This is a genomic window from Actinoplanes missouriensis 431 (assembly GCF_000284295.1).
GTDB classification, from domain to species: Bacteria; Actinomycetota; Actinomycetes; order Mycobacteriales; family Micromonosporaceae; genus Actinoplanes; species Actinoplanes missouriensis.
Genome location: NC_017093.1, coordinates 2,887,767 through 2,914,759, shown reverse-complemented (window position 1 = coordinate 2,914,759; position 26,993 = coordinate 2,887,767). Strand labels below are relative to the sequence as shown.

The 26,993-nt window shown below is 71.2% G+C and carries 25 protein-coding genes and 2 pseudogenes; 11 read left to right on the top strand and 16 right to left on the bottom strand.

Translation table 11 applies throughout. The features are described from left to right. Window positions 1-6: 6 nt before the first annotated feature. The 3 genes from AMIS_RS40505 (at window position 7) to AMIS_RS13630 (ending at window position 7,392) form a co-directional block, all read left to right on the top strand. Window positions 7-3,666: a WD40 repeat domain-containing serine/threonine protein kinase gene (locus tag AMIS_RS40505; protein ID WP_051041968.1), complete on the top strand. Its 3,660-nt coding sequence runs from the start codon at window positions 7-9 to the stop codon at window positions 3,664-3,666. Beyond that, the gene (locus AMIS_RS41635) at window positions 3,663-4,430 is read left to right on the top strand and encodes a tetratricopeptide repeat protein (protein WP_014442881.1); all 768 of its coding nucleotides are present in this window, start codon (window positions 3,663-3,665) and stop codon (window positions 4,428-4,430) included. Before AMIS_RS40505 ends, AMIS_RS41635 begins: the two co-directional genes overlap by 4 nt. Window positions 4,431-4,611: 181 nt before the next feature. Next, entirely contained in the window at window positions 4,612-7,392 is a 2,781-nt protein-coding gene (locus tag AMIS_RS13630; RefSeq protein WP_014442880.1) for a TIM-barrel domain-containing protein, read from the top strand. Window positions 7,393-7,480: 88 nt separating this feature from the next. On the opposite strand, the gene AMIS_RS13625 is transcribed toward AMIS_RS13630, so the two are convergent. After that, entirely contained in the window at window positions 7,481-7,909 is a 429-nt protein-coding gene (locus AMIS_RS13625) for a MarR family winged helix-turn-helix transcriptional regulator (protein WP_014442879.1), read from the bottom strand. A 62-nt stretch (window positions 7,910-7,971) separates the two neighbouring features. Here AMIS_RS13625 and AMIS_RS13620 point away from each other — a divergent pair, with 62 nt between their 5' ends. After that, window positions 7,972-9,063, top strand: coding sequence for an FAD-dependent oxidoreductase (locus AMIS_RS13620; RefSeq protein ID WP_014442878.1), 1,092 nt, complete (start codon window positions 7,972-7,974; stop codon window positions 9,061-9,063). A gap of 61 nt (window positions 9,064-9,124) precedes the next feature. Here AMIS_RS13620 and AMIS_RS13615 read toward each other — a convergent pair whose 3' ends face one another. Further along, on the bottom strand, window positions 9,125-9,397 hold the full coding sequence (locus AMIS_RS13615; RefSeq protein WP_157434850.1) for a hypothetical protein: 273 nt from the start codon (window positions 9,395-9,397) through the stop codon (window positions 9,125-9,127). Between the two features lie 161 nt (window positions 9,398-9,558). Between AMIS_RS13615 and aac(3) the strand changes: the two genes are divergently transcribed. Together aac(3) and AMIS_RS13605 are read left to right on the top strand one after the other, a co-directional pair. Further along, window positions 9,559-10,407, top strand: coding sequence for an aminoglycoside 3-N-acetyltransferase (gene aac(3) / locus AMIS_RS13610; protein WP_014442876.1), 849 nt, complete (start codon window positions 9,559-9,561; stop codon window positions 10,405-10,407). A 26-nt stretch (window positions 10,408-10,433) separates the two neighbouring features. Further along, window positions 10,434-11,324, top strand: a complete 891-nt coding sequence (locus tag AMIS_RS13605) for an SMP-30/gluconolactonase/LRE family protein (protein WP_014442875.1) — start codon at window positions 10,434-10,436, stop codon at window positions 11,322-11,324. On the opposite strand, the gene AMIS_RS13600 is transcribed toward AMIS_RS13605, so the two are convergent. The 4 genes from AMIS_RS13600 to AMIS_RS13585 all read right to left on the bottom strand — a co-directional run bounded on the left by AMIS_RS13600 (window position 11,321) and on the right by AMIS_RS13585 (window position 16,105). After that, a complete protein-coding gene (locus AMIS_RS13600; protein WP_157434849.1) occupies window positions 11,321-11,587 on the bottom strand; it encodes a hypothetical protein in 267 nt (88 codons plus the stop codon). The two genes, AMIS_RS13605 and AMIS_RS13600, sit on opposite strands and share 4 nt — an antisense overlap. A gap of 250 nt (window positions 11,588-11,837) precedes the next feature. Beyond that, window positions 11,838-12,806, bottom strand: coding sequence for a phosphatase PAP2 family protein (locus AMIS_RS13595; protein ID WP_014442874.1), 969 nt, complete (start codon window positions 12,804-12,806; stop codon window positions 11,838-11,840). 65 nt (window positions 12,807-12,871) lie between these two features. Then, window positions 12,872-14,692 (bottom strand): lipase family protein, encoded by a 1,821-nt coding sequence (locus AMIS_RS13590; protein ID WP_063711144.1) that lies wholly within the window; start codon window positions 14,690-14,692, stop codon window positions 12,872-12,874. 132 nt (window positions 14,693-14,824) lie between these two features. Next, window positions 14,825-16,105 carry a serine hydrolase domain-containing protein gene (locus AMIS_RS13585; protein WP_014442872.1) on the bottom strand — a complete coding sequence of 427 codons (1,281 nt, stop codon included), beginning with the start codon at window positions 16,103-16,105 and terminating at the stop codon, window positions 14,825-14,827. Window positions 16,106-16,425: 320 nt separating this feature from the next. On the opposite strand from AMIS_RS13585, the gene AMIS_RS13580 reads away from it, so the two are divergent. Both AMIS_RS13580 and AMIS_RS13575 read left to right on the top strand, forming a co-directional pair. Beyond that, the gene (locus AMIS_RS13580) at window positions 16,426-16,959 is read left to right on the top strand and encodes a hypothetical protein (protein WP_014442871.1); all 534 of its coding nucleotides are present in this window, start codon (window positions 16,426-16,428) and stop codon (window positions 16,957-16,959) included. A 227-nt stretch (window positions 16,960-17,186) separates the two neighbouring features. Then, window positions 17,187-17,564: pseudogene (locus AMIS_RS13575) on the top strand (ATP-binding protein); the annotation flags it as partial. A gap of 19 nt (window positions 17,565-17,583) precedes the next feature. Here AMIS_RS13575 and AMIS_RS13570 read toward each other — a convergent pair. The 9 genes and pseudogenes from AMIS_RS13570 to AMIS_RS13530 all read right to left on the bottom strand — a co-directional run. Next, a complete protein-coding gene (locus tag AMIS_RS13570) occupies window positions 17,584-18,399 on the bottom strand; it encodes a hypothetical protein (RefSeq protein ID WP_231859390.1) in 816 nt (271 codons plus the stop codon). A gap of 151 nt (window positions 18,400-18,550) precedes the next feature. Next, window positions 18,551-19,231, bottom strand: coding sequence for a tyrosine-type recombinase/integrase (locus tag AMIS_RS13565; RefSeq protein WP_014442867.1), 681 nt, complete (start codon window positions 19,229-19,231; stop codon window positions 18,551-18,553). Window positions 19,232-19,352: 121 nt separating this feature from the next. Then, entirely contained in the window at window positions 19,353-20,000 is a 648-nt protein-coding gene (locus AMIS_RS13560) for a maleylpyruvate isomerase family mycothiol-dependent enzyme (RefSeq protein ID WP_014442866.1), read from the bottom strand. Continuing rightward, on the bottom strand, window positions 19,990-20,472 hold the full coding sequence (locus AMIS_RS13555) for a MarR family winged helix-turn-helix transcriptional regulator (RefSeq protein WP_014442865.1): 483 nt from the start codon (window positions 20,470-20,472) through the stop codon (window positions 19,990-19,992). Before AMIS_RS13555 ends, AMIS_RS13560 begins: the two co-directional genes overlap by 11 nt. Before the next feature lie 39 nt (window positions 20,473-20,511). After that, the gene (locus AMIS_RS13550) at window positions 20,512-20,973 is read right to left on the bottom strand and encodes an SRPBCC domain-containing protein (protein ID WP_014442864.1); all 462 of its coding nucleotides are present in this window, start codon (window positions 20,971-20,973) and stop codon (window positions 20,512-20,514) included. 9 nt (window positions 20,974-20,982) lie between these two features. After that, window positions 20,983-21,627 carry a dihydrofolate reductase family protein gene (locus tag AMIS_RS13545; protein WP_014442863.1) on the bottom strand — a complete coding sequence of 215 codons (645 nt, stop codon included), beginning with the start codon at window positions 21,625-21,627 and terminating at the stop codon, window positions 20,983-20,985. Window position 21,628: 1 nt separating this feature from the next. Further along, on the bottom strand, window positions 21,629-21,967 hold the full coding sequence (locus AMIS_RS13540) for an ArsR/SmtB family transcription factor (RefSeq protein WP_014442862.1): 339 nt from the start codon (window positions 21,965-21,967) through the stop codon (window positions 21,629-21,631). A gap of 114 nt (window positions 21,968-22,081) precedes the next feature. After that, window positions 22,082-22,825 (bottom strand): ABC transporter permease, encoded by a 744-nt coding sequence (locus AMIS_RS13535; protein ID WP_063711213.1) that lies wholly within the window; start codon window positions 22,823-22,825, stop codon window positions 22,082-22,084. A 68-nt stretch (window positions 22,826-22,893) separates the two neighbouring features. Then, window positions 22,894-23,547 (bottom strand): annotated as a pseudogene (locus AMIS_RS13530) (ABC transporter ATP-binding protein); the annotation flags it as partial. Between the two features lie 124 nt (window positions 23,548-23,671). Between AMIS_RS13530 and AMIS_RS13525 the strand changes: the two are divergent. Together AMIS_RS13525 and AMIS_RS13520 are read left to right on the top strand one after the other, a co-directional pair. Then, on the top strand, window positions 23,672-24,868 hold the full coding sequence (locus AMIS_RS13525) for a sensor histidine kinase (RefSeq protein WP_014442859.1): 1,197 nt from the start codon (window positions 23,672-23,674) through the stop codon (window positions 24,866-24,868). Continuing rightward, window positions 24,865-25,521 carry a response regulator transcription factor gene (locus AMIS_RS13520; RefSeq protein ID WP_014442858.1) on the top strand — a complete coding sequence of 219 codons (657 nt, stop codon included), beginning with the start codon at window positions 24,865-24,867 and terminating at the stop codon, window positions 25,519-25,521. Before AMIS_RS13525 ends, AMIS_RS13520 begins: the two co-directional genes overlap by 4 nt. 15 nt (window positions 25,522-25,536) lie before the next feature. On the opposite strand, the gene AMIS_RS13515 is transcribed toward AMIS_RS13520, so the two are convergent. Continuing rightward, complete coding sequence (locus tag AMIS_RS13515) at window positions 25,537-25,977, bottom strand: MarR family winged helix-turn-helix transcriptional regulator (protein WP_014442857.1); 441 nt, start codon at window positions 25,975-25,977, stop codon at window positions 25,537-25,539. Between the two features lie 133 nt (window positions 25,978-26,110). Between AMIS_RS13515 and AMIS_RS13510 the strand changes: the two genes are divergently transcribed. Next, on the top strand, window positions 26,111-26,980 hold the full coding sequence (locus AMIS_RS13510) for a haloalkane dehalogenase (protein ID WP_014442856.1): 870 nt from the start codon (window positions 26,111-26,113) through the stop codon (window positions 26,978-26,980). The last annotated feature ends 13 nt before the right edge of the window (window positions 26,981-26,993 follow it).

Below are 26,993 nucleotides of genomic sequence, written 5' to 3'. Positions count from 1 at the left end.
GATCCCATGGTCGCTGAGTGGCAACCCGGTGACATCATGTTCGATCTCTATCGGGTCGACCAGGTCATCCGTTCCGGCGGTATGGGCATCGTCTACCGGGTGCGCCACCTCGGGTGGGACACCGACCTCGCGGTCAAGGCGCCCCGCCCGGAACTGCTCTCCTCGGACGCCGGGCGTCGCTTCTTCGAACGCGAGGCCGAGTCATGGGTCGGTCTCGGCCCGCACCCGCACACGGTGAGCTGCGCCTATGTCCGCCGGCACGAGAACCTTCCGCTGGTCTTCGCAGAATGGGTGCCCGGCGGCAGCCTGGCCGAGGCGATCGCGGACCGCCGGTTGTACGCCGGCGACAACCGCCAGCGGTGGGCACGGCTGCTGGATCTCGCCGTTCAGATCGTGTGGGGTCTGCGGCACGCGCACGCCGCCGGCCTGATCCACCAGGACCTGAAGCCGGCGAACATCCTGCTGGCCGCGGACGGCACTGCCAAGATCACCGATTTCGGGCTGGCCCGCGGGCGGGCTCTGGCCGGCGCCGGAACGGGTGCCGGTCCGGATGCGACACTGGCCGCCACCTACGGCGGTCACACGCCCGCCTACTGCTCCCCGGAGCAGGACCGCGCGGGACGCGGCGCAGTCCTGGAGCTGACCCGGGCCACCGATGTCTGGTCCTGGGCCGTGACCGTGCTGGAACTCTTCGCCGGAGAGCGCGTGACATCCACCGGACCGGCCGCCGGGCAGGCGCTCGGCCGGTACGCCGACGCGTTGCCCCCGCGGCTCGCCGACCTGCTGGGCCGCTGTCTCGAACCGGAGCCGGCTCGCCGCGCCGTGCAGCTGGACGACATGGTGACGGTGCTGGTCGAGGCGTACCGGGACGTGACGGGCTCGGCGTACGCCCGAACCCAACCCACCGCGGCCCGGCTGCGCGCCGACGGCCTCAACAACCGCGCCCTGTCCCGGCTGGACCTCGGCCAGGGCGAGGAGAGCGAGCGGATCTGGGCGGAGGCCCTGCGCGTCGAGCCACACCACCGCCCGTCGGTCTACAACCTCGGCCTGCGGCGCTGGCGCTCCGGCCGGATCACCGACGCTGCCCTGGTCGCCGAGCTGGAGGCGGCCGCGGACGGCCGGGCCGACGACGCCGTGCACGACCATTTCACCGGCCTGGTCCGGTTGGAGAGCGGCGACCTTCCCGCAGCGAGGATGCTGCTGTCCCGGGCGGCCCGGATCGCACCCGGCGCCGCCGAGTACCGGGCCGCCGCCGAGCGCGTCGCCGCCACCACCACCGGCCACACCGAGGTCGCCATCGAGACGTCCGCCGGCCGCCTGATGGCGGTCACGGTCACGCCGGACGGCCGGTTCGCGGCAGCCACCAGCTGCCCGGACCCGAGCCACGATCCCCGCATCGTGGAGGTCTGGGCACGGGACGGCCGGCGGCTCTGCCGCGTCGAGGCGCCGATCGAGGGGACGATCGGGACCGTCGTTCTCGAGCCGCTGGCGCTCAGCGCCGACGGTTCCACGGTGGCCTGTGGCGTCTCGGGCGGCTGGGCGTACGTGTGGGACGTCGGCACCGGGCGCCGCCGCGCCGCCGTCCCGCTCACCGACGACCCGAGCGCCGTCGCCCTCAGCTCCGACGGCGGGGTGGTCGCCGTGGCCACCGAGGACTGCGCGGTGATGACCTGGGATGTCGCCGGCGGGCGTCCCCGCCACCGGCTGCAGCGCCCGGACCCGTACGGGCGGTCCGGCTCCTTCGTCGACACCGCTTTGCGCTTCGACGCCGCGGCCGGCGCCTTCCGCTGGACCGACAGCCGCGGCCGGGTCCGCAGCTGGGAACTGGCGACCGGCTTCCTGAGCGGCTCGTATCCGGTCGGCATGGCGGCCGGCCAGAGCGGACGGCGTTCCGTGATGCTCAGCGCCGACGGCGCCACCGCCGTCCTGACCTGGGACGGCGGGACCGAGGTGTGGGACCTGGCGGACGCCCGTCGCCGGCACACCGCGCCGCCTCCGCCCGTCCGGCCCGACGGAGGGGCGGTGGACGCGGCGGGACGGCAGGCGCTCCTCGGCCACCAGGGTGTCTGCCTGCTGTGGGAGCCGGCTACCCGGCGGGTCCTGCGCACCTTGCAGACGGATGCCACGAGCTCGTACCCGACGGCGCTCAGCGCCGACGGCGCGACGGGCGTGACCGGCGGGCCACCCGGATCGGTCCGGCTCTGGTCGAACCTGACGGCTCGGGGACCGGCCGCGCCGTGGTGGTACGCCCGCCCGCACTCCGCGATGAGCCTGAACACCGAGGCCGCGGCCGTGCGACGAGCCCTGGAGGCGACCGCAGCCGGGTCGCGGGAGCCGGCCGCAACGGGCGCGGCCGTCGCCGTGCTGCGCGCCGCCCGTGCCGTACCGGGTCACCGCCGCGATCCGGAACTGCTGGACCTCTGGGTCCGGCTGGGAAAGCTCGGTCACCGGGTGGCGCTGCTCGACGCCTGGCCGGTCCGTGAGCTCACCGCCGGCGGCTTCGCGGCGCCGGCCGTCGCCACCCACTACGAGGACGGCGAGAACCCCGTCATCGTCCTGACCGGGCAGGTCGCGGTCACCGGCGACGGCCGCCGCGCCGTCACCGCGGGCGCCAAGACCGCCGACGTCTGGGACACCCGCGCCGGCGCCGTGCGGACCACCATCGACGTGCGGCCGTACGAGATCACCGCGATCGCGTGCGACGACGCCGGCGCCATGGTGCTCACCGCGAGCCGCGACGGGGTGCTGGGCGTGTGGGATCCGGAGACCGGGCGCTGCCGGCACGCGCTGCCCGGCGCGGGCGACATCGTCCAGTCGATCGTGATCAGCCCGGACGGCCGGCTCGCGGTCACCCGTAACCAGGACGGCGGTCTGCGTCTCTGGGACCCGGTCGCCGGACGCCGGCTGGATCCGCCGCCCGGGCTGCGGGCGCCGATCCGCGCGGCTCTCCCGGCCGCCCACGGCGAGTTCGTCGTGGTGGCCGATGCGGCGGGACTCCACGTCTGGGAGCCGCGTACCCGGCGATTCCGTCCCGATCCGGACAGCACGGGCGGGGGGCGGCCGCTCGCGCTCTCCGCCGACGACCGGCTGCTGCTGGCACGCGAGCCGAACGGCCGCAGGCTGCGGGTATGGGATCTCGACACCGGCCGGACCGTCTCCCGCCTGACCGGGCACCCCGGCCCGATCACCGCCGGCCGGTTGAGCGCCGACGGGCGCACCGCCGTGACCGCGGACGCGAACGGTTCGCTGCGGGTGTGGGACACCGATTCCGGCCGATGCCGGCACGTCCTGCCCGGCCATCCTGGCCATGCCGACGCGACAGCGGAGGAGGAGGCGCCGCGGGCGCCGGACGACGAGGTGATACGGACCGTGCTCCAGACGACCCGTGTCTCCGCGCGCTATCCCCTCGACACCCGCAGCGCCAAGGTCCACCTCGTGGCCGGCGACCGCTTCGCCGTCTCAACCGGCCCCGACGGCGTCGTGCGGACGTGGGATCTGCACGCCGGCCGGGAACTCATCGGGCTGGGCCGGGGCCAGTCGGTCGCCGCCGGCCGCGCCGAACGGTTCGTCCTGGTCAGGGACGGGGACACGGCCCGCCTCTGGGAGCTGGACTGGGATTTCGACTTCCCCGCCACCGGCGCGGCCCAGACCCGGGAGCAGCGATGACGAGCAGCCCGGACGGTCCCGGCGACCCGCGGGCGGCGGACGCGTTCGAGACCGGCACACGCCTGGCCGCAGCGGGCCGCAACGAGGATGCGATCGCTGCGTTCCTGGAGGTCACCCGCCTGCAGCCCGGCCACGCCGAGACGTTCTACCGGATCGGTCTCAGCCTCCGCGCGCTGGGGCAGAACCCGACCGCCGTCACGGCGCTCGACCACGCTGTCCGCCTCTCCCCGCGACACTCCGCCGCGCATCGGCTGCTCGGTGAGATCCACGCCGACGCGGGACGGCCGGCGGAGGCCCTCGCCGCCTACCGGCAGGCGATCATCGCGGACCCGTCGGCGCGCGGCGCCTATGTGAACGCGGCACAGCTGCTGTTCCAGCTGGGGCGGGACGACAGCGCTCTGGCGCTTTTCGACGAGGCGATCGCGATTCCTGCCACGGATGTGTACGGCGATCGCACCGAGCTGCTCAGGGCGTACCTGAACAAGGGTTTGAGCCTGGTGCAGATCGGGCGCTTCGCCGAAGGACTGGAGGCGCTCGACACCGGCCTCGACGGCGGCTGGGATCATCCGCTCTACTACCAGCACCGGGCTCTCGCCCTGAGCCGTCTCGGCCGGCATCAGGAGGCTCTGCACTCCCTGACGATCAGCCAGCGCCTCGAACCGGTGGCGAGGGCCGTCCAGCAGCCCACGGACAACCGCCCGGTCGGCGAGAACCCCGAAAAAGCGATCCTTGTGGTACGGAAGACCGAGCGGCCCGACGCCTAGCCCATCGGGGTACGCAGCTGAGCATCCGTCTCGTGTCCGCCGCCTGACGCAGGCATGCCCGGCCTCACCCTCCTGCCGTCGTTCCGGAACCAGGGGGTTTGTTTGATCCATTGACAATCGTTTCGCGTCGATGACAGGTTGGTGATCGATAGGTTTCGTTCGCGACCGATGGGGAGCGATAGTGCGCGATCGTGTTCGACGGAGGGTCGCCGTCGCGGCCTCCCTCGCCCTGGTGACGGGCAGCCTGGCGCTGACCCCTGCCTCACCCGCAAACGCCCACACCACCACCATCCGCCAGTCACAGACCGTGATCACGGGTGACGCCCGATTCCAGATCCTCTCGCCCACGCTGATCAGGACCGAGTACTCCCCCGGCGGCCGCTTCGCCGACCAGGACACCCACAACGTGATCGGCCGCGACGAATTCCGGCCCACCCGCTTCACGAAGCGGATCTCCAAGGGCTGGCTGACCATCGACACGGGCGCTGCCACGCTGCGCTACCAGGTCGGTTCCGGGCCGTTCGGCAAGGACAATCTCACCGTACGGCTGACCGCCGGACGACAGCACGTGACCGCAGCGCCGTGGGCGGGTCAGGGCACGCCCGAGTGCGCGGCCGGCGCGCTGTGCGAGGCCGAGGACCTGGCTCTCGCCGGGTTGAGCGTGGCCGCCAACCACGGTGACTACACCGGGCAGGGCTTCGCGGCGGGTTTCGAGGGCACCGGCTCGGCGCTCACCTTCGCCGTCACCCCGGCTGCCGCGGGCGCCCAGCAGCTGACCGTCCGCTACGCCAACAGCACCGGCGGCGACGGCCAGAACGTGAGCCGCACACTGACCGTCACGGTCGACGGCGCCGCCGCCGGCACCCTCACCCTGCCGCCGACGGCGAACTGGGGCACCTGGGCGCTCGCTTCGGCGCCGCTGGAGCTGCCGGCCGGCCGCCACGAGATCGCGCTGGTCCGCACGCCGGCCGACTCCGGCAACGTGAACATCGACAGCCTCGCGCTGCTCCCGCCGGGCGGGGCGTACCCCGTACCCGTGCCGCCGCGTCCGCAGCCGTGCGCGTTCGGCACGCTCTGTGAGGCCGACACCGGCGCGCGTGCCGGTGGAGCGAAGTCCGCCGACGACCACAACGGATACTCCGGCGAGGGTTTCCTGGCCGGCCTGGAGCGGACCGACGCGGGGGTGGCGCTGACCGTGACCGGGGTGCCGGCCGCCGGCGACTACCGGGTCCAGCTGCGTTACGCCAACGGGCAGGCCGGCAGCCAGCCGGTGCAGAGCCGCACCGTGTCGGTGACCGCGAACGACGGACCCGCCGTCACGGCCACCCTGGCGCCGACGAGCGGGTGGGATTTCTGGCGTACCCAGGAAGTTCCGGTTTCTTTGCGGGCCGGGACGAACACCGTGGCGCTCGGGTGCCCGACCGAGGCCGGCTGCCACGTCAACGTGGACACGGTCGCGGTCACCGCCCGCACCGCCCCGCTGCTGGCGCCGCACGCGCCGCTCGGTGGGTACCGGCGCGGCCTGGACGGGGTCGACGGTGGCACCCGCACGTATGCCGGTCTGCTGTTCCAGGACGGCTGGTCGCTGCTCGACGACTCCGCGGTCCACACCACGGCCGCACACCAGGACGGGTACGTCTTCGCGTACGGCCAGGACTACCGCCGCGCACTGCGTGAACTGTCCACGCTGACCGGTCCCACCAAGCTGCTGCCGAAGTGGGCGTACGGCGTCTGGTACTCCGAGTACTACGACCGGACCGCCGCCGAGTTCCAGGACATCGTGGCCCGGTTCAAGGCAGAGGGCGTGCCGCTGGACGTGCTCGTGGTGGACACCGACTTCAAGGCCCCGGACAAGTGGAACGGCTGGTCGATCGACAAGACCCGGTTCCCGGACTGGAACGCGTTCGCCGGGGAGCTGCGCCGCAAGGGCATCCGCACCGGCCTCAACATCCACCCCAGCATCCTCGGCTCCGACCCGCTGTTCCCGCGGGCGCAGGAGATCGCCAAGGGCAAACTCCAGCGCACCGGCTGCAACGGCGGACCCGACTGCCACATCTTCGACTTCGGTGACGCCGACCAGCTCAAGGCGTACTTCTGGCTGCACGACCAGATGAACGCCGACGTCGACTTCTGGTGGCTGGACTGGTGCTGCGACGCGGCCCGCTCCTCGCGGACCGACATCACCCCGGACACACTGATCAACCAGGAGTACGCGAAACGCACCGGCTTCGCGTTCTCCCGGGCGTACGGATCGTTGCAGGCCGGCGGCTACGGCAACCCGGGCCCCGTGCCGACCGGTCCCTGGGCCGACAAGCGCACGACGCTGCACTTCACCGGCGACACCATCTCCAACTGGGAGACGCTGCGGTTCACCGTCGGCTACACCCCCGCGGAGTCGGCGGCCACCGGCCTGGCCGCGATCAGCCACGACATCGGCGGGCACACCGGCGGGCTCCAGGAGCCGGGCAGCGAGCCGGGCAGCACGAAACTGCCCGACGACCTGTACGCCCGGTGGGTGCAGGCCGGCACGTTCCAGCCGATCGACCGGCTGCACTCCAACCACAGCGACCGGCTGCCCTGGCAGTACGGCGAGGCGGCGAACGCGTCGGCGAAGAAGTTCCTGAACCTGCGCAGGAAGCTCCAGCCCTACACGTACGCGGCGGCGGTCGAGGCCACCCGCACCGGAACCCCGATCACCCGGGCGATGTACCTCGCGTACCCGCAGGAGCCGGAGGCGTACGCCACCGCCGGCAGCCAGTACCTGTACGGACCGGATCTGCTGGTGGCGCCGGTGACCACGCCTGGCACGACCGCGTCGACCACGGTGTGGTTCCCGCCGGGCAGCACCTGGACCGACTACTTCACCGGCAAGAAGTACCGCGGCGGCACCACCGCCACGATCACCACGACGCTGGACACGATGCCGGTGTTCGTCCGCTCGGGCGCCAAGCGGCCGGGCTGACGCACCGCTCCGGTCACCCTAGCCGCACGCGAGGGTGACCGGATCCCGGCCCGGGCGCCCGGTCGGGGGTCGGGATCCCCGTACCCGGTTACGACGCGTCGGCCGCGTGGTTGATGAACCGGGCCAAGAGGCCGTGCAGCTGCACGCGCTCGTCCGCCGTGAACGGCGCCAACAGCTCCGCCATCGCCGCGTCGGTGGTGGCGGTGGCTGCCACGAGGCGCTGGCGGCCGGCCTCGGTGAGGCTGACGGCGTAGCTGCGGCGGTCGCGCTCGTTACGGCGGCGCTCGGCGAGGCCCTGCCGTTCCAGCTCGTCGACGATGTACACCATTGACGACTTGTCGAGCTGCAGCCGGGCGATCAGGGCCGCCTGGCTGAGCGGGCCCGCCTGCGCGAGCACGCCCAGGACGCCGAGGTGGCGCAACTCGACGCCGTGCACCTGCAGGGCCCGGTTGGCGGCGGCACGGGCGTATCGGTGGGCCAGGTAGAGCTGGCCGCCAATCTCAGCGCTCTCATTCACCGCACCAATGTACGCCGCGGACGGGCGATGACAGACAATCTGTGTTCAGATAGTCTCGATTTATGGACATCATTATCATCGGAGCAGGTCTCGCCGGGCCGCTGCTCGCGCAAGGGCTGCGACGTGCGGGGGTGGGCGCCACCGTGTTCGAGCGGGACCGGGCGGATCAGCTCAGCCAGGGATACCGCATCCACATCGCCCCGGAGGGCGAGCTGGCCATGCGCGATTGCCTGCCGCCAGAGCTGCACGCCGAGGTGCTGGCGACGTCCGGGCTGCCAGGCTCGGGCTGGCGGGTGCTTGATCCGCAACTGCGCACCATTCAGGAGCATCTGGTACCGCAGCGGGCAGACGCCGACGGGCCCGGTGGCCGGCACCTGACCGTCGACCGGCAGACCCTCCGGCGGATCCTGCTGACAGGGCTGGACGTGCGGTACGGGGCCGCATTCGAGCGCTTCGCGTTACTGCCGGACGGTCGGGTCCGGGCCGAGTTCGCGGGCGGGGCGAGCGCGGAAGGCGACCTGCTGGTGGCTGCCGACGGCACGCACTCGCGGATCCGGGCGCAGCTGCTGCCGCAGGCGCGGGTCATCGAGACCGGCACGTGGGAGCTCTACGGCAAGACGATGCTCACCGACGAGGTCCGTGCGCTGCTGCCGGCCGCCGCACTCGACGGGTTCTGCATGGTCGCGGGCGGCGACGGCCGGTTCATGCCGCTGGCCGCGCACCGGTTCCGTTTCGGCGGCGACGATTACGTGATGTGGGTCGTCGGCGGGCCCGCCGCTCGCTTCCCGGCCGACGTGTCCACCTTGGATCAGCACGCGATGCGGGAGGCTGCGGCGCAGTTCGTCACGGACTGGCATCCGAGTCTGTCCGCGGTGGTGCGGCTCGGCGAGCCGGGCAGCGTGCACTTCACGACCGCGCGGACGGCCCAGCCGCTGGAGCACTGGACGACCGTGCCGGTGACCCTCATGGGCGACGCCATCCACACCATGATCCCCCAGGGCACCAGCGCAGCGGTGGCCCTGCGGGACGCGGGGCTGCTGTGCCGCAGGCTCACCGAGGGAGCGGCGCTGCTGGAAGCGGTCCGCGCCTACGAGACGGAGATGCTCGACTACGGCTTCGCTGAGGTAGCCCGGTCGCTCAAGTCCGCGGGATAGGTCGATTTCCACGAGCCGGCACGACGTGCCGGGAGTCCGATGACCGGGAGACGGACAGCCGTCAGGGGCACGCCTCCGGCGGATCGGCGTCCGGCACGGACATCGGATCGCGATCGTCGTCGCGTTCGGCCAGCCGGGTCAGCGCCGCCTGGTACTGCGCCCGGGTGATCGCTCCGCCGAGGAGCTGCACCACCAGGGCGCCCTCCAGCGTGGTCGGCACGGCCGCCGCGCCGGCGTCCTCCGCACCGCTGCCCCCGGCCGGCGAGTCCTTCCCGGCGAGCTGATCCTTCTCGGTCCACATCAGCAGGCCACCGGCGATGATCAGAGTGAGCATGATGAGAACCAACCACAGCATCGAGACCCCCTCCGTCGCTGTCAGCATCGTCTCGCGGGCCGCCGGACGGCAGAGACGAAGGTCCCGGCGGCACGGGACCTCCCGGCACCGAACCTAATGCGGTTGCTCACGGCTCGCGGCTCAGGGAAGGGTTTCCGACCATGGACGAAATGGAGTTGCTCAAGCGTTCCGGCGGTCCCGTGACCCGCAGCCGGATCAGCCGCGACCTGGCCGCGCTCGGCCTCGGAACCGGCGACGTCGTCATGTTCCACACCCGCATGTCCGCCATCGGGTACGTGGCAGGCGGGTCACCCACCATCATCGGCGCTCTCCAGGACGTCGTGGGCACACCGGGCACCCTCATGGTGACCTGCGGCTGGAACGACGCGCCGCCCTACGACTTCGTCACCTGGCCCGAGGAGTGGCAGGACGCCGTACGCGCGGAGCACCCCGCCTACGACCCTGCCATCAGCGAGGCCGACCACAACAACGGCCGTCTCCCGGAGGCGCTGCGCCGCTGGCCCGGCGCCGTCCGCAGCCGTCACCCGGATGTCAGTTTCGCGGCCCTGGGAGCAGCGGCAGCCGACCTGATGGCCGACCACCCGTGGGACGATCCGCACGGTCCCGGCAGTCCCCTCGCCCGGCTGACCGCCCTCCGCGGCCGGGTCCTGCTGCTCGGCGCCCCGCTGGACACCATGACGCTGCTGCACCACGCCGAGGCGCTCGCCGAGGCCCCCGGCAAGCGGTTCGTGGATTACGAACAACCCATCCTGGTACGGGGTGAGCGGGTCTGGCGCCGGTTCCACGACATCGACTCGGAGGACGGGGCGTTCGACTACGCGGCCGTGGTGCCCGCCGGGATGGACCCGTTCGAAGCCATCGCCCGGGACATGCTCGCCGCGGGGATCGGCCGGACGGGTAACGTCGGCGCCGCCGAGAGCCACCTGTTCGAGGCCGCGGAGGTCGTCGACTTCGCCATCGCCTGGATGGAGACGAGGCTGAGCAGGTAGCGCCTCGCCGACCCTACGGAGCTGCTGTGACACTCACCTGCACCGCTCGGCCCGCCGGCGCCGGCGTCTTCGCGCTGGGCGAGGGACCGGTCTGGGATCCGATCCGGGACCGGCTGCTCTGGGTCGACATCGACGGCCACACCGTCCACCGGGGCCGGCTCGACCCCGGCTCCGGGCGGATCACCGCCACCGGGTCGTGGTCGTTCACCGCCGAGACCGGCGCGGTCGCCGTGGCCGCCACCGGCGAGCTGATCGTCGCCGAGCGCGCGACCCTGACCCGCGTGGACCTCGACGGCACGCGCACCGAACTGGCACGGGTGCTGCCCGAGGGCAGCCGCAGCCGGCTCAACGACGGCGCGGTCGACCCGGCCGGGCGGTTCCTGGTCGGCAGCCTCGACCCGCGGGAGGAATCCGGCGCCGAGGTCCTGGTCCGGCTCGGCGACGACGGCCTGACCACGCTCGACGCCGACCTGACCCTCTCCAACGGCCTGGCCTGGAGCCCGGCCGGTGACCGGCTCTACAGCATCGACACCGTCCCCGGCACGGTGTGGGTCCGCGACTACGACCCGGCCACCGGCGGCACCGGCCCTCGCCAGGAAGCGTTCACGGTCACCGACGGTCACCCCGACGGCATGTGCGCCGACGCCGACGGCAACCTGTGGATCGCCATCTGGGGCCGCGGCCGCGTCGAACGCCGCACCCCGGAGGGCCGGCTGCTCGCCACCGTCGCCGTCGACGCCCCGCACACGTCCAGCGTCGCGTTCGCCGGGCCCGCCCTCGACACCCTCGTCATCACCACCGCCACCACCGGCCTGACCAGCGACGACCTGGCGCGACACCCGGACTCCGGGCGACTGTTCACCGCCCGGACCGATACGGTCGGCCTGCCCCCGGCGTACTGGAATCCGGTGCCTTAGATTTTGCCCGGCACAGCAGGACCGCACCGTAGCCGTGCGCGCCGCGCTGGGCCGTAGGTCGCGAGGAGGAACACCACCACCGATCGATGACCGAGATCGGCGAGCAGCCCGGAGGCGACCAGGACGGCTCCGGCGGCCGCCGCGCAGGCGTCCAGCGCGTAGGTGGAGGCCGCGGTGGCCGCGATGCTGGTGGTCCAGGCGGCGAGCGGCGAGATCGTCGGGTTGCCGGCGGTGTTCACCGGTGAAGCGGGCGATCGGAGCATGGTGCGCCTCCGGGCGGTGATGCGGTGGGTGCCCAGAGTCGGTCGTGCGGGTGCTCACCTACCAGGTCGGTTCGTGGTCAATCGCTGTTCACGCCGGGACTTCCCCGGAGCGGGCCGGGTGGTGAGTGGTGGCTCGATCTCGGCGGGGGTGTCGAGGTACGCGTGGCGTAGTGCCGGGTCGGTGGCGATCAGCAGCAGCGTCTGCGCTCACGGATCCACAACACCCGCAAGCGGCTGCCGAGGATCTCGCTCAGTCCCGCGCGGCCACGTTCCTGGTGCGCCGCCAGGGTGGGGTGACGACCTCGATGCGGTGCCAGCTCCACCACAGGGCGAGGGCGGTCGCGGCGGACCCGGCCGCGGCCAGCGACTGGAGTGCCAGGTACACGTTGTACTCGGTCACCGGGTTGACCCCGAGCACGTCGTCCGACGCGACAAGCAGAAACACACCGAGCGCAGCCGAGACGACGGCCCCGATCGCGAGCGGCGCGGCTACCAGCACGATCCGCGCGCGGTGACCGCCGGTGCCGACCGTGCGGACGAGCCCACGCCTGTGCAGCCACAGCGACGCGAGCGACGCCACGACGAGGGTCACCGCCGCCGAACCGAGCGTGTCGCTGAGCCGGTGCCACTTGGACTCCAGCGTGTAACCGGCGATCGCGACCGCCCAGCTCGCCACGACGAACAGCGCGACACCGCGCACGCGCCATGTCACGAGCATGAGCGTGGCGGCGAGCACCGTCAGCGCGATAGCCGTGTGCCCGCTCGGGAAGCTGTTACCGGTGTAGGCCTCGGATGCCGTGACCAGAGCAGGGCGCGGCAGGATGAACTGCTTGAGGACCTGCGTCACGACCTGACCGACGACCACCGTTCCCACCGCGGCCGCCGCCAGCGGCACGGATCTCCGCAGCAGCCCCGCCATGACGATCACCGTGCATGCCACCGCGAGCGAGGCGACCGTGATGCCCGCGAGTGCGTCGTCGGACTCGGCAAGACTGCGCGGGGCGACCTGGTCGGCCCCGCGCAGCGCGGCATTCTCCAGGGCCTGTCCCGTCGCGGTCAGAACAAACCCGGCATACGACCCTACGAGCAGGACGGCACCGGCCGCGACGAGGATCCACCACCGACGTCGCGGATCCCGTCCTGGAACGGTGCCGACGGCGGTTCCGACATCAACAGCGCCACGAGCGTCCTCTAGCACAGGGCTGGTATTCCCGATCATGCCGGCACCAACCACATCGGTCACCGTCCGGCGAACTCGGCAAGGTGGACGGGCGCGGAACCTCGTCACGCACAGTCGTCCTGGTGGGGCCGGCCGGCGAGCCGATCCTTCGTCCACCGCTCCAGGTCGGCGTTGAGCGGCGAATCGCGCTCGAGCACGCCCATGTGCGACCTCCCGGCATACCGCGTGTAGCGGAGGGGACGGCCGGCGGCGCACAACCGGGCCACGTAGTCGTCCTGCAGCCGGGCGGGGATGACCTCGTCCGTGCTGCCCTGCCCGATGAACAGCGGGGCGGCCCACGGTCCGTGAGCGACGTTCTGCCGGAGCCGGCGCCCCACCGCCCCGGTCGCCGGATCCCGAGCCAGGATGGGGGTGTCCTTGGAGACGGCGACGCCGGTCAGGACGGTGACCAGCGTCCCCGGTTCACTGGTGCAGCGGGCGGCCGCCTCCCGCACCAGCGTGCGCGCGGCGGGAGTGGCGTCGTCGAGGGAGACGTCCGGGTAGGTCCGGCTGTAGGCGGTCAGCACGAACGAGATGGCCAGGCTGGCGCCCAGCGCCCCGGGGTTGGCGGTGACGACTTCCGCCAGAGCCAGCGGGTCGCTGGCCGCCGACAGCGCAGCGATGCCGACGACGTTCAGCTCCGGCGCGTACGCCAAGGCCAGCTGCCCCGCCCAGAGCGCGGCGTGCCCGCCCTGGGAGTGCCCCCAGATCACCGTCTCGCCGGCCAGGTCGAGGCCGTCGACCTGGTGCGCGGCCCGCACGGCGTCCAGGACCGAGCGTCCCTCACCCTGCCCGATCAGGTACGGGAAGGCGCCCTCGGTGCCCTGTCCGGTGTAGTCGGTGGCGACCATGGCCCAGCCGTTGCGTGCCAATGAATCCATGGCAGGCATGCCTTCGGTGGAGATGGCGTCGCGCCCGAGGCTCGGCGCACACGCCCGCGCCACGCCGACCGTGCCGTGCGCCCAGGCGATCAGCGGCATCGGCCGGCCGGTCGCTGCGGTGGGCATGGCGAGCACCGCACTGGCCAGCGCCGGAACCCCGTCCTCGGCGGTGGTGGTGTAGAGGATCCGCTGCGCGCTCAACCCCGAGGGCAGATCCCCCTCGTACGGCTCGGCCCGCAGCAGTCGCCCCGGCACCGGGGGAACAGCCGCCGGTGCGTCGTAGAAGTCGTCGAGCACCGGGATCCCCCGCCGCAGCTGCACGCTGACCACGACGCTGACCGCAGCCATGAGCAGCACGACCGCTGCCGCCACCCACCGCACTGCAAGCCGCCCGGTGTACTCGGTGAGGCGCGAGGGCGCCCCGCCGGCGCCGCTGCCGGACCGGCTCTCGCCGGCGGTCGTTGCCGCTCGCCATAGCAGTGCGAGACCGAAACCGGTGGTACGCACGCCGAAGAGGAACGCGACGACTAGCAGGGTGACATCCGGCCACAGCAACGCGACCAGACCGAAAGCGACCTGCGCGAGCGCGAACACCCCCGTCAGCACCCGTTCGACACCCTCGCCGCGACGCATCCCCAGAAGCCGGCAGGCTCCAGTGAGGAGGAGCAGCAGCGCCACGAACGGGCCCAGCAGTTGCAGGCTGCGACCCAGCCACGCCAATACCGTCACGCCCGCGAGAATCCAGACGATCGCGGCGAGCCGCGTGCCCTTTCCCCGCTCGCCGCGGCGGGCGAGCAGGTCACCGAAGCCGGACATGACGCAGCTGACGCCGATATAGACGCCCAGCAGTGTCAGCGAGCTCAGCGGTCGCACCACCAGAAGCACACCGAGCGCCGTGGTCGTCACACCAGCGACCGCGAGCAGCCACCGGGGTGCACCTGCCAGCAGCGGCGGCAATGCCCGCACCCGCCGGCTCGTGGAGCGGGCCGTTGTCGAGAGAGGCACTGGATCACCGTAGGTGCTCGTCCCGGTCCCCGCACGGCCTCACCCGGCTGAGCCGCACGCAATCGACGGGCAGGTCCGCCGGGGCCGCCCGCGCCGGTGGGTGCCGGCGCGGGCGGAGCGGCGGTCAGACTGTCACTTGGTGACGTCGGTGGCGGGAGTGTCGCCGCGGAGGTTGGCGAGGACCTCGGCGGGCACCGGCTTGCCGAGCATCTGGCAGGCGGTCACGGTGTCGGCGCCGAAGAGGATCGCCTGGTAAAACCTCTGCACCCCGGGGTTCTCGGTCAGGTCGGCGGGTTCGCCGGTGGCGTCGGTGATCGCCGTACGCCTGCCGTTCTCGGTCGCGGCGGCGGTGCTGTGGTGGCCCATCGTGTCACCGCCGTGGCCCCACACCGTGCCACACGGTGTGTCGTGGCGCATCAGGCCCAGGCCGTAGCCGCCCTGCATGGGGAAGTCCGCCGAGAACGGAATGGTGGTCTTCATCTGCTTCAGCTGCGCCCGGGAGAACAGCTTGGCCTGTAGCACCGCGGAGAAGAAGCGGGACAGGTCGTCGGCGGTGGTGATCATCGCTCCGGCGGCGCCGGCCCAGCCGCCGAGCGGCCAGCGGGCGGTGTCGGTGTACTGCGGGGTGCCACTGGCGAACTTGATGGCGTAGCCGTGGGCGTAGCCGGGACCGGTGTTCGTCGCCCGGGGGTCGGCGTAGTACGTGTGCTTCAGGCCGAGCGGGCCGGTGATGCGCTGTCTCACCAGCGCCGGCATGCTCTTGCCGGTCTGCTTCTGCAGGATCATCCCGAGCAGTGTGTAGTTGGTGTTCGAGTACTCCCAGCCCTTGCCGGGCGGGAAGTACGGCTCGTGGGCGAACGCGATGGCCAGCAGCTCCGCGTCGGAGTACACATGCTGCGGGTCTTTCTCCATGTCGACGAAGAAGTCCGGGTCGCCGGTGTAGCTGAACAGGCCGCTGGAGTGGTTGAGCAGCATCCGGACCGTGATGTTCTCCCCGTTGGGGACGACGCCCGGAAGGTACCTCTCGACCGGCGCATCCAGCGTGATCCGGCCGCGGTCGACCTGCTGCAGGATGAGCACGGCGGTGAAGGTCTTGGTGTTGCTGCCCGCCTCGAACTGGTCCCGGACGGTGATCGGCCGGCCGGTGCGCCGGTCGGCGACCCCGGCGGCCAGGGTGTGGACGCGGCGCCCGTCGTCGATGCGGGCGAGGTAGCCGGGAGGGCCCGCGTCGAGCACGTGCCGGGCGACCTCGCGCTGCAGGGCGTCGTTCACGCCGGAGCCGCCGGTGACTGCCTGCTGCGCCCGGTCGGCGGCGATGGCGGCGGTCGCTCCGGTGCCGGTCAGCGCGACGGATGCCGCGAGGGCGAGGGCTGTCCCCCGTACGATGGCGCGGTTTTTTGTCTTGTTGGTCATGAATCGATCCTGCCCAGGATCAGCGTCGGGATCGATCCCGGCTCCTGGCCAATTGATCGTCCCGCCTGCCGCACCACGGTGGTAGTGCCAGCTATACCAAACTACGAAGATCATCTATGGATCCGTAGCCTCCGCTAACGTCACGGTTCCAGCATGGGTGGGTTCTCGACGGTAAGGAGATCCCGTGCTGTGACAGGTCGGTGGTCGTCTTCGAGGAGGCCGACAGAATACGCCGAAAACCGACAATGACCTGGGACCGCAGCTCCGGCTGTGATCATTCGGCTGATCCAATGACAAGCCGGGCTGTGGATACTTCCCTGATGTCGACCGTTGACCTCATCCCCGCACCAGCCGGCGACGCGGTGACATTCCGTCTGCACCGGTCGCGGCTGTGGCTGAGGATGGCACTGCTCTTCATGCCCGTGTTTCTGCTGATGCGCGGGATCGCGATCGGCCTCTCGCTGGAGGAGTGGGACTTCACTGAAACGGTGATCTGGGTGCTGCTGACGGCGATTGCGGGAGCAACCGGGGCCGTCCTCGGCGCCGGCCGCAATCTCGGCTGGATACGCGCCTCGGCCGCCGGCCTGGAGTTCGCGGCTACCCGCCGCACACCGGTGTTCTTGCCGTGGCCGGCGGTTCATTCGGTCCGGCTGCGCTTCACCGGCCCGTTGACCGAACTGCTGGTAACGCCCACCAGCCTGAACGCCGCTACCGTCGCCGCCGTTCCGGCGTGGGCACCACGGGTACGTCGACGCTCGGGCGCCGCCGCCTTCATCGTCGACGTCGGCCTGATGACGCCCGGACCGTCGGCGCTGCTCGCCGAACTGAATCGACGGCTTGTCACCCATCGTTGAGGGCCCCCATCAACGGCTGCGGATGACTGGAATGCCGAGGTCCGTGGTGCTGGGTGCCGGCGTCGGCTTGGCGCGGTCGAGCGAGACGAGTTTGGCGCGGGCAGCGTCGAGGCCGATCTGGAGTCCTTCAACCTCGCCCAACCAGCCGTTCTGGCGCGCTTCGGTGATGCGATCGCTGAGGTTGCGGATGATCGCGATGAGGGGTGGGCGTTGTTGAGGGTCGACGCTTCCGGGCCCGCTACGTGCCGGCCGCGAAGCTGGTCAACGAGCTCGTCGAGGCCACCGACGAGAAGGTCCTGAACAAGACCATTGCCCGCTACGGCCGCGTCGATCTGCTCTGCATCGACGAGCTTGGCTATATGGAACTCGATCGGCACGGGGCCGAGCTGCTGTTCCAGGTCTTGACCGAACGCGAGGAGACGAACTCGGTGGCGATCGCGTCGAATGAGTCGTTCTCCGGCTGGACCAAGACCTTCACCGACCCGCGGCTATGCGCTGCGATTGTCGATCGGCTCACCTTCGGCGGCAACATCATCGAGACCGGGACCGAATCCTACCGTCTGGCCCACACTCACCAGAAAAATCTGGCCATGGCCACGGAGTGATCGCGGCATGAAAGTGCAGTCAGACGCAGTCCCAGAAGAACCGCCCCTCCCGTTGATCCTCACTCAAGAACGCGTAACCGGTGCCACCGCCGAAGTTGAGCGCGAACGCGTCGTCACCCACGCCCTCCGCGCCGTCCAACTGAAAGAAGAACCGCCACGAGTCACCAATCTCAGGAGGTGTCCACGGCTGCCAGAACAAGGGCTCGCCGCCCACATAGCTGCGACAGTCCAGGTCAGGAAGATCGTCTTCTTCCTCTATCACCATGCCCTTCAGCGCAGCATCACGGTCGACGAGCAACCGCTCGAACACCGCAGCCGCAGTCCTGTCCGGCGCATTGAGGTCGAGATACAACTCCACCGGCTCCCGCGCGAACCAATCCGTGCCTCGCCGCCACAACGCCGGGCCGGTAGGTCGCGTCTCGCCGTGGACAAACGACGGCACGCGCCCATCCGGCTGAACCAGAAGCAAGTTCTCCCCACCTTCCAGTTCGAAGGTGCCGTCTTCGTCGCTGACGAACAAGTAGGCCATCCCGGCACCCGGTCCCGGCAACGGGAACTGCCCAATGAACGTCATCAGTTCACCGGATCCCCGCGACACCGGCCAGAACGGTTCACCTGACCAGAATGGCTGGCCGCCGAGCTTCGCGATCGGTCCGTCGATCGGAGCGCTGCTGGGTCTCCACGACATCTCCAGGCGGGGCGTCAGCCACCGATCGAACGGCCCAGCCGCCGATGGCAACGCTTCGGAACGCCCCAACCAGGCCATTTCGCGCACCTCTCCCAGCGATGATCTTGCGCCGCAACGTACAGGATCTTTCCACGACTCAGGGGTCATCTGCTGCACCGGCGTTGACGTTCCGTTACTAGACGGGGCTCTCGCCTCTGGGTCCGGTGGGGCCAAATCGAGCCGTCACTCCATCGCAGATCTCAGCCCCGCAGGGGCCACTTCAAGCCGTCCGGGTGGGGGCCACAGCAGGCCGTCAGAATCAGGATGCAGGCGTGTTCGTGCTTACAGGGACTGCCGTAAGGTCGCGCACAGGTGCCCAGCTCCAGTTTGCGCAACTCGAAGTGCTATGGAACTCGTGCCAGTCCGTATCGGTGGGCTCGCGGTACTCGGCCTCGGGTCGAACTGATCGCTGTTGATCGAGGAAGGCGCGGTAGGAGCGGACCAAGTCGTCTTGAAACACGGCGGTGTATGCCTTGGTCGTGGCGAGGTTGGCGTGTCCGAGCAGCCGGGCGACGATGTGGATGGGCAGGCCACCGGTGACGGCCTCGGTGGCGAACATGCGCCGGAAGTCGTGTGGTGTGAAGCGCAGCGATGCCCCGGCGGCGTCGGTCAGCCCGATGCGTACCAGCGTGGTGTTGAGCAGGTCGGCGACGGACCGAGGGCTGATCACTCGAGATTGGTGATGGCGGGCCGACGTGCGTTGGAACAGGTGCGGCAGAGGCGGCCCCATGACGGGTTCATGGTGGTCATAGCGCGCCACGAGCGGGACGGTGCCGCCGTTGTCGGCACGGACCCGGGTGACGATCGTGGCCACGACACTGGCCAGTTCGGGGCCAACCAGCAGCAGTCGCTCTTCGTTGCTCTTGGAGGGAACGATCTGCAGCAGGGGGACGATCTCGACCGATCTCAGGCAACCGCACCACTTCCACACGACGCACATCACCACCGTCGAACACCATCACGCAGCCCTTCCTGTCAGCTGCGCTGACAGCTACCGGGCGTCGGAGGGCACGACGCGGGCGACACTCGTGGTGATATGCGTTAGTCCGGTCAACGGGCCACTACCGCGAGGTCAGCCGGCCTGCGAGGACGGGCAGGCCCGGTCCGCGGAGATCGGCGATGGCGGCCGATCGTCCGGCGGCGGCCATCGCCAAGGCCTCGACGGGGCCGTGCACCTCGGGTCCGTGGCCGGTCGTCCAGTCGGTGTCGGTGGCGGTGAGGGTGAGTCCGCTCAGCCGGCCCGCCGGGGCGAGCGCGGGGGCGGCCGCGGGTGAGGCGAGATAGTCGAGCAGGGCGCGCCAGTGCTCGACCGGCACGTCAGCGGTCAGGCCCAGCGGTCTCGCCATGTCGCGCAGGTGGACGCAGGTCTCGGCGAACGGGCCGAAGGGACCGACTCGCGCCGGGTTCACCCGGTCGGAGGCGTGCTCGCGCAGCAGAGCGACGAGCTGCGCCGGGGGTTTGCGGGCGAGTCGCCGGGCGAAGTGGTCGACGGTCCGGTCGGTGTCGCCGCGGTAGCGCAGGGCGGTCAGGAAGAACCGGCCGAAACCGACGAAGACGTGCTGGGTGAGGTGGGCGGCCAGATGGCGCACGGTCCATCCGGAGCACAGCGTGGGCGCGTCCCAGCCGGCGCCGTCCAGCGATGCGAGCAGGTCGGCGATCGTCAGCCGATTGCGGGTGGTCCAGAGGTAGATCTCCTGGTCACTGGTCATGAGTTTCTCCGATGGGGTCGTGGAGTTGCTGGGCGCGCCGGCGGACGTCGCGGTTGAGCGCCTCGAGCACCTTGACGGCCGCGGTGATCTCCTCGGCGGTGCAGTCCGGTGCCATCCGCGACAGGTGTCGTCGCTCGTCGTCGCTGACCCGATCGATCAGCGCGGCGCCGCTCCCGGTGAGCGCGATGAGGACGGACCGCCGGTGACCGGGATTGGCGCGGCTCTCGACATGACCGCGTTCGATCAGGTCGTCGACGTGGCGCTGCACGCCCTGCCGGGCGAGGTCGAGGCGTTGCCCGATGGCGGGGACCGTGGCGGGTCCGTGCTCGGCGAGCACTTCGAGGACGGCACGCATCCCGACGGTCAGGCCCATCGGCTTCAGCGATGCCTCGACCACCCTGGCGGAGTTGAGCACGAGCGGCCGGACCTGCCGGAGAACCTGGTAGAGGCGGGAACCGCGACCCTGCGACATGACAACAATGATGTCATGCTGCGGGGCCCCCGGAAAGCGTCACGCGAGATATTCGCCCAAAGCCTCGATCAGTCCCCCGGTGCCTTGCTCGCGGTTCGGCCCGTCGGCCCAGAACCGGTCGAAGAACACGCCGTGCTCGACGTGCGTGAACCGGGTGCCCTCGTCGATCCGCTCGAACTCCAGCGAAGCCACCGACGTCGACATGTGGATCCCGTCGAGCCACATGTCGTACGTGGTCACGATGCGGACGTGCTCGACGATGTCGGTGTACGTGGCCTCGTACCGCGAGACCGGCCCGTCGTGGAATGTCCCCTCGGCGACGTCGCGGCCGCCGACGCGGAAGTCGAACGCCCACTCGCCGGGCTCGATGGCGTCGCCGGCGCCCCACCAGGCCTGTTTCTGCTGCTCGTCGGCGAACGCGTCCCAGACGCGCGGGACGGGAACGGGGTAGTCACGGGTGAGGGTGAACCCCGCGTGCGCGAGCCGGCGTTCGATCGTCATCGGTGGGTCCTATCGCGTGAAGGTGACGTGGATCGTGCCGCTCTCGGCCACTTCCGTCGTCACCTTGTGGGTGAGGTCGAGACCGCGCAGGTCGTCCCAGAGCCGGGTGCCGCGGCCGAGCACGATCGGGGCGATCATGACGTGCAGGTGGTCGACCAGTCCGGCGCGCAGGAAGTCGCGCGCGGTGCTGACCCCGCCGCCGACGCGCACGTCGAGGCCGCCGGCCGCCTCGGACGCCTCGGCGAGCACCTCCTCGATGGCGGTGTTACGGAAGTGGAATGTCGTTCCGCCCGGCATCGGGATCGACGGGCGCGGCGCGGTGTGTGTCAGGACGTAGACCGGGGTGCCGAACGGCGGCTGGTCACCCCACCAGCCCTTCCAGTCCGGATCGTCGGGGAAGGTGTGAAGGCCGAACATGGCCGCGCCCATGATCTCGGCCCCGATGCCCTCGAAATGCGCGGCGGCGTAGGCCTCGTCGACGCCCGTGGTGCCGGCGCCGCTGGTGTCGCCGAAGACGCGCTCGTGGAAGGTGCGGGTCGCCGCGTAAGCCGCGGTGAGGCGTCCCCAGTCCTCTCCCATCGGGTTGTCCGGGGTCGGGCCGGCCGCGGTGTAGCCGTCGAGCGAGGCGAACAGGTCGATGCGGACGCGGGCCATGTCAGGTCTCCTTACGATCGGTGCGGGCCAGGTGGATGCCGAGCCGGTCGGCGTGGCGTTCTGCGGGGGTGCGCTGCTCGCCGAGCCACAGATGCAGGACGTCGAGGGCACCCGGTCGCAGGCTCACCGTGCGGACGCGTCCCTGCTTCTGCGACGTGATCAGTCCCGCGTTCTCGAGCACGCGCAGGTGCTGCATGAGGGACGGCAACGCCATCGAGAACGGCGCCGCGAGTTCGGACACGACGGCCGGTGACTTCGCCAGCCGCTCCACGACGGCCCGGCGCGTCGGATCCGCGAGAGCGCGGAGCACGGCGTCGAGCTCATCATGATACTTAGGCACGCGCCTTACTATTGTCGACGGGCAGGCGTCGGTCAACCGCGACTCGCCCCGGAGGCCATCCCGCCCCGGAAGCCGGACCGGCCCCCTGGCGCGGTCCTTCGCGAAGGCTCCCCGTCACACGTCGCGGCGCCGGTGCACCCATACCGCGGCGCCGAGAAGGGTCAGCGGCCACAGCGCGTACACGAGCCAGGCCTGCACGGCGGTGGTGTAGATGTCGCCGGCCGCCTCCGGTGTCCCGTACGCCTGGGTCAGTCGCTGCCACGCCGGGAGCAGCATCGCATGGTTGATCGCCCGCGGCAGCTCCCGGCGGGTGCTGACCATCTGCGGCGCCAGGACCAGCAGCACGATCCCGGAGACGTACACGGCGCCGGGATGGCGCACGAGCACCGCCAGGCTCAGACCGATCAGAGCGCACACCGGCCCGATCAGGATCGCCGCGAGCAGGGCGGCGCCCGTTCCGGGCCGGCTGAGCGTCACATCGCCGAGGACGAGCCCGGCGACGGCGAACGAGCTCGCGGCGATGACCGTGCCGGCGACCGTCCAGAGGGCGACGAGCACGGCGGCCTTGGCCCCGATCACCGCCGCGCGGGCCGGGACGGCGACCGAGGTGGCCCGGATCAGGCCGCTGCTGTACTCGCCGAGCATCGTCGAGGCGCCGAAGCCCGTCGCCACCACGATCAACACCAGGAAACCGGCCGGCGGAAAGGCGTCGCCGAGCTCGAACCGGCTCCCCGGCTGGTTCGTGTACGCGTCCGCCGCCGCCGCGCCCGCCACCGCCGGCACGATCCCCGCCACGGTCCACCGGGTGGAGCGCAACGAACGCACTTTGAGCCATTCGGCCGCGATCACGTCGCGCATCACGCACCCCCGGCCCGGTAGTCGACGCTGGCGGAGGTCAGCCGCAGGAACACGTCCTCCAGCGAGCCGCCGGATCCGGTGATCGCGGCGACCGGGCCCGCCGCGAGCAGCCGGCCCCGGCCGACCACGACGATGTCGTCCGCGGTCGCCGCCATCTCACCGATCAGGTGGCTGGAGAGGAAGACGGTGCGTCCCTCGGCCGCGAGCCGGCGGAACAGCCCGCGCGCCCAGTGGACTCCCTCCGGGTCCATCCCGTTCACCGGCTCGTCGAAGATGAGCACCGGCGGGTCACCGAGCAGGGCGGTGGCCACGCCGAGCCGCTGCCGCATGCCCAGGGAGTAGGCGCCGACGCGCCGGTGCGCCACCGGGGTGAGGCCGACCTCGGCGAGTACGTCGTCGACCCGTCTTCCCGGCAGGTCGTTGCTGCGGGCCAGCGCCGCCAGGTGCGCCGTGGCGGTCAGACCGGGATGCGCCTGCTGGGCGTCGAGCAGCGCGCCGGCGTGCCGCAGACCGCGCCGGTGCGACCGGAACGGCACTCCGCCGATCGTGGCGGTGCCACTGGATGCGGTGTCGAGACCGAGGAGCACCCGCAGCGTGGTCGTCTTGCCGGCGCCGTTCGGGCCGAGGAACCCGGTGACCCGGCCGGGCCGGGCGGTGAACGACAGCCCGGCGACCGCGGTGGTGGGCCCGTATCGTTTGGTCAGCTGGTCAACTTCAATCATGCCGATCACTGTTGCGGCTGCCGCCGGCCGGGTCATCGGACCACGGTCCCCCGGCAGGTGCCGACCGTGGGCGTACGACCACGGTCGGATGCCCGCGCCGCGGGCGCGCCGATAGGCTCGCCGCATGCCGATCCCGCCGCGCCGCCTGTCGCCGGGCGGCTGGGTGGCGCTGCTCTGGTCGATCGCCGTGTTCTGGGCGTTGCGCGGCTACTCCGGCCTGCCCGGCCTGCCGTCCGTGATGTCCCCGCGCCCGGCCTGGTGCTGGGCCGTCGTCGCCGCCGCGGCTATGACCGGGCTCGGTGCGAGCACCCGGATACGCCGCCGCCCCCTGACAGCGTTGTACCTGCTGGTGGTCTGCGCCCTCGCGATCCTGCTCGCCGTGGGCCCGCCGGGCCTGGCCGCCCACCCGGACCAGATGCTGGGCCTGTTCCTCCTCGCCGCCGACCTGGTGCTCGCCCGTGTCGTCATGACCCGGCGGGCCTGGACGTGGGGCGTCGCGCTTCTCCCCGTGCTCGTCTCGTTGCCGGCCGCCGCACTGCTGCGGGTGGTGTTCCGGCAGCCCTTCCCCGGCGACGACGTCGGTGTCGCCATCGACGGGACCCTCTGGCTGGCGTACGTGGTGTTGCCCGCTCTGGTCGCCGGCTTGCTCGGCTACACGGTCCGGCAAGCCGGGGAATACGCCCGCAGGCTCCGCGAGCAGGCCGCTGACCAGGCCGTGATGGCCGAACGGTTGCGCATCTCCCGGGAACTGCACGACCACGTCGCGCACAGCGTCGGCGTCATCGCGCTGCAGGCCGGGGCCGCCGCCCGGGTGATGGACACCCAGCCGGACCGGGCCCGCGAGGCGATGCTGGCCATCGAGGCCACCAGCCGGGACACCCTGGCCGGGCTGCGCCGCATGCTCGGCGGCCTCCGGCACGCCACGGAAGCACCACTGCGGCCCGCCCCCGGACTCGCCGACCTGGACCACCTCGTCGCGACCGCCGCGGCCGCAGGCGTCGCGGTCGACCTCATCGTCAGCGGCGAGCGGCGGTCCCTCGCCGCCGACGTCGAACTCTCCGCGTACCGCATCATCCAGGAGTCGCTCACCAACGTGCTGCGGCACGCGCACGCCGAGACCTGCCGGATCGCGGTCGACTACCGCCCCGGCGAACTCGCCATCGAGGTGAGCGACGACGGCCGCGGCGGTGACCCGGCCACCGGAGGCTTCGGTCTGACCGGCCTCCGCGAACGGGTCGCCCTGCTCGACGGCACCCTCACCGCGGGCGCACGGCGCGGCGGCGGCTTCCAGGTCGCAGCGCGGCTGCCGGTCGGGGCATGACGACCATACGGGTGCTGCTCGCCGACGACCACGCGTTGATCCGCAGCGCCCTGCACATGGTTCTCGCCGACGCCGGCGACATCGAGGTGGCCGGTGAGGCGCAGACCGGCGCCGACGCCGTACGGCTGAGCCGTGAGCTGCATCCCGATGTGGTGCTGATGGACATCCGCATGCCCGGCCTCGACGGCATCGAGGCGACCCGCCGCATCACCGCCGAACCCGGCGGTCCCCACGTCGTCGTGCTCACCACCTTCGACGACGACGAATACGTGTACGGGGCACTGCGCGCCGGTGCATCCGGTTTCCTGGTCAAGGACATGGCCCTCGAGGAGATCGTCACCGCCGTCCGGGTGGTCGCGACCGGGGACGCGCTGATCGCCCCGAGCGTGACCCGGCGCCTGATCGCGATGGTGGCCCGGCATCCCTCGCCGGCGCCGGGCGGGCCGGTTCCGCTGAACGGCATCACCGGGCGGGAGCGTCAGGTGCTGACCCTGATCGGGCAGGGCGCCACCAACGCCGAGATCGCCGAACGGATGCACATCACGACGCCCACCGTGAAGAGCTACGTCGGCCGGCTGATGACCAAACTCGACGCCCGCGACCGCGTCCAACTGGTGATCGTCGCGTACCGGACCGGCCTCGTCACCCCGTGATTCCCGGGCACGTGGTCACATCTGACGGCCGTGGTGGTTCACCAGGACGGTCAGCAACTGAGCCAACTGGTCTCGTTGCGCCGCGGTGAGCGGAGCCAGCACCTCGTCCTCCACCTCGGCCAGCAACCGATCCAACGTGTACAGCTGTTGCTGACCCGGCTCGGTCAGCGTGATCAGGTTTCGACGCCGGTCGGCGCGGTCCGGTGTCCGTTCGACGAACCCGCGCTCCGCCAGCTCATTGATCACCGCTACCACGTCGCTGCGGTAGATGCCGGTACGCGAACTCAGCTCCGCCTGGCTCTCGGGACCGAATTCGTCAAGCGTGGCAAGCACGGCGTAGTGCCACCGGCGGGCGCCGATCAGCGCGAGCTTCTCGTTGACGCGGCGATCAGATTCGGTCGCGGCCAAGGAGAGCAGCCGAGTCGGGAGTCTGCGCAGCCGGGCGGCGCCGGCCATCGGGCCACTCGGTCCCGGCGCCCCGGACGCCTTGTCAGGTATGCCGCCAGTCACGTCCGCAGCATACCCGTTGCGTTAGTGGCCCTAACGACTTACGGTCTGAACGTTAGTCAGACGAACGATTGGGGCTCTCGTGGTGAACATCGACGTGCTGGACTCGTTCATGCACTACCAGGAAGTGCCGGGTGACGGCACACCCGTCGTCTTCCTGCACGGCAACCCGGCCTCGTCTCATCTGTGGCGCAACGTGCTGCCCGCGACCGGCCTGCCGGCTCGCCTGATCGCGCCGGACCTGATCGGCATGGGCCGCTCCGGTAAACCCGACATCGCCTATCAGTTCGCCGACCATGCCCGCTACCTGGAGGCATGGTTCGACCGGATGCGCCTCGACGAAGCCGTCCTTGTCGGCCACGACTGGGGCGGGGCACTCGCCTTCGACTGGGCGGCCCGGCACCCCGACCGAGTCCGCGGCGTGGCGTTCTTCGAGACCATCATGCGGCCCATGACCTGGGCCGAACTCGGTGACGGGCCCCGATCCCGCGCTCGGGCCATGCGCGGACCGCACGGTGAGGATCTGGCCCTCGACCGGACCGCGTTCGTGGAGTCGGCCTTCACCGGCGGCGTGCTGAACCCCGTCGCCGAGCAGGATCTGCTGGCCTACCTCGCCCCGTATCCCACCCGGACCAGCCGGCGCCCCATCCTGGAATGGGCTCGCTCCCTTCCGCTGGACGGGCAACCGCCCGAGGTCACCCACCGGGTCGAGCAGTACGACAAGTGGCTCGCCGACAGCCATGAGGTGCCCAAGCTGCTGCTCACCTTCGACTCCTCACCGACGCTCTCGATCGGCACAGAGATGGCCGGGTGGTGCGCCGCGAACGTCACCCGGCTCGAGACCCGGCACTGCGGCCCCGCCGGCCACCACGCCCCTGAGGACCAACCGGCGGCCATCGCCGAGGCCATCACCGACTGGGCGAAGCGGCACCGTCTCATCGACGCCCGCTAGGCCTCCAGACCGG

Coding starts and splice junctions, on each gene's coding strand:
- AMIS_RS13620 (WP_014442878.1), top strand. CDS start 7,972: ATGGACATCATTATCATCGGAGCAGGTCTCGCCGGGCCGCTGCTCGCG.
- AMIS_RS13555 (WP_014442865.1), bottom strand. CDS start 20,472: ATGTCGCAGGGTCGCGGTTCCCGCCTCTACCAGGTTCTCCGGCAGGTC.
- AMIS_RS13520 (WP_014442858.1), top strand. CDS start 24,865: ATGACGACCATACGGGTGCTGCTCGCCGACGACCACGCGTTGATCCGC.
- AMIS_RS13565 (WP_014442867.1), bottom strand. CDS start 19,231: ATGTGCGTCGTGTGGAAGTGGTGCGGTTGCCTGAGATCGGTCGAGATC.
- AMIS_RS13570 (WP_231859390.1), bottom strand. CDS start 18,399: ATGACCCCTGAGTCGTGGAAAGATCCTGTACGTTGCGGCGCAAGATCA.
- AMIS_RS13515 (WP_014442857.1), bottom strand. CDS start 25,977: ATGGCCGGCGCCGCCCGGCTGCGCAGACTCCCGACTCGGCTGCTCTCC.
- AMIS_RS13600 (WP_157434849.1), bottom strand. CDS start 11,587: ATGCTCCGATCGCCCGCTTCACCGGTGAACACCGCCGGCAACCCGACG.
- AMIS_RS13550 (WP_014442864.1), bottom strand. CDS start 20,973: ATGACGATCGAACGCCGGCTCGCGCACGCGGGGTTCACCCTCACCCGT.
- AMIS_RS13545 (WP_014442863.1), bottom strand. CDS start 21,627: ATGGCCCGCGTCCGCATCGACCTGTTCGCCTCGCTCGACGGCTACACC.
- AMIS_RS13615 (WP_157434850.1), bottom strand. CDS start 9,397: ATGCTCACTCTGATCATCGCCGGTGGCCTGCTGATGTGGACCGAGAAG.
- AMIS_RS41635 (WP_014442881.1), top strand. CDS start 3,663: ATGACGAGCAGCCCGGACGGTCCCGGCGACCCGCGGGCGGCGGACGCG.
- AMIS_RS13595 (WP_014442874.1), bottom strand. CDS start 12,806: ATGATCGGGAATACCAGCCCTGTGCTAGAGGACGCTCGTGGCGCTGTT.
- AMIS_RS13535 (WP_063711213.1), bottom strand. CDS start 22,825: ATGCGCGACGTGATCGCGGCCGAATGGCTCAAAGTGCGTTCGTTGCGC.
- AMIS_RS13525 (WP_014442859.1), top strand. CDS start 23,672: ATGCCGATCCCGCCGCGCCGCCTGTCGCCGGGCGGCTGGGTGGCGCTG.
- AMIS_RS13585 (WP_014442872.1), bottom strand. CDS start 16,105: ATGACCAACAAGACAAAAAACCGCGCCATCGTACGGGGGACAGCCCTC.
- AMIS_RS13580 (WP_014442871.1), top strand. CDS start 16,426: ATGTCGACCGTTGACCTCATCCCCGCACCAGCCGGCGACGCGGTGACA.
- AMIS_RS13560 (WP_014442866.1), bottom strand. CDS start 20,000: ATGACCAGTGACCAGGAGATCTACCTCTGGACCACCCGCAATCGGCTG.
- AMIS_RS40505 (WP_051041968.1), top strand. CDS start 7: ATGGTCGCTGAGTGGCAACCCGGTGACATCATGTTCGATCTCTATCGG.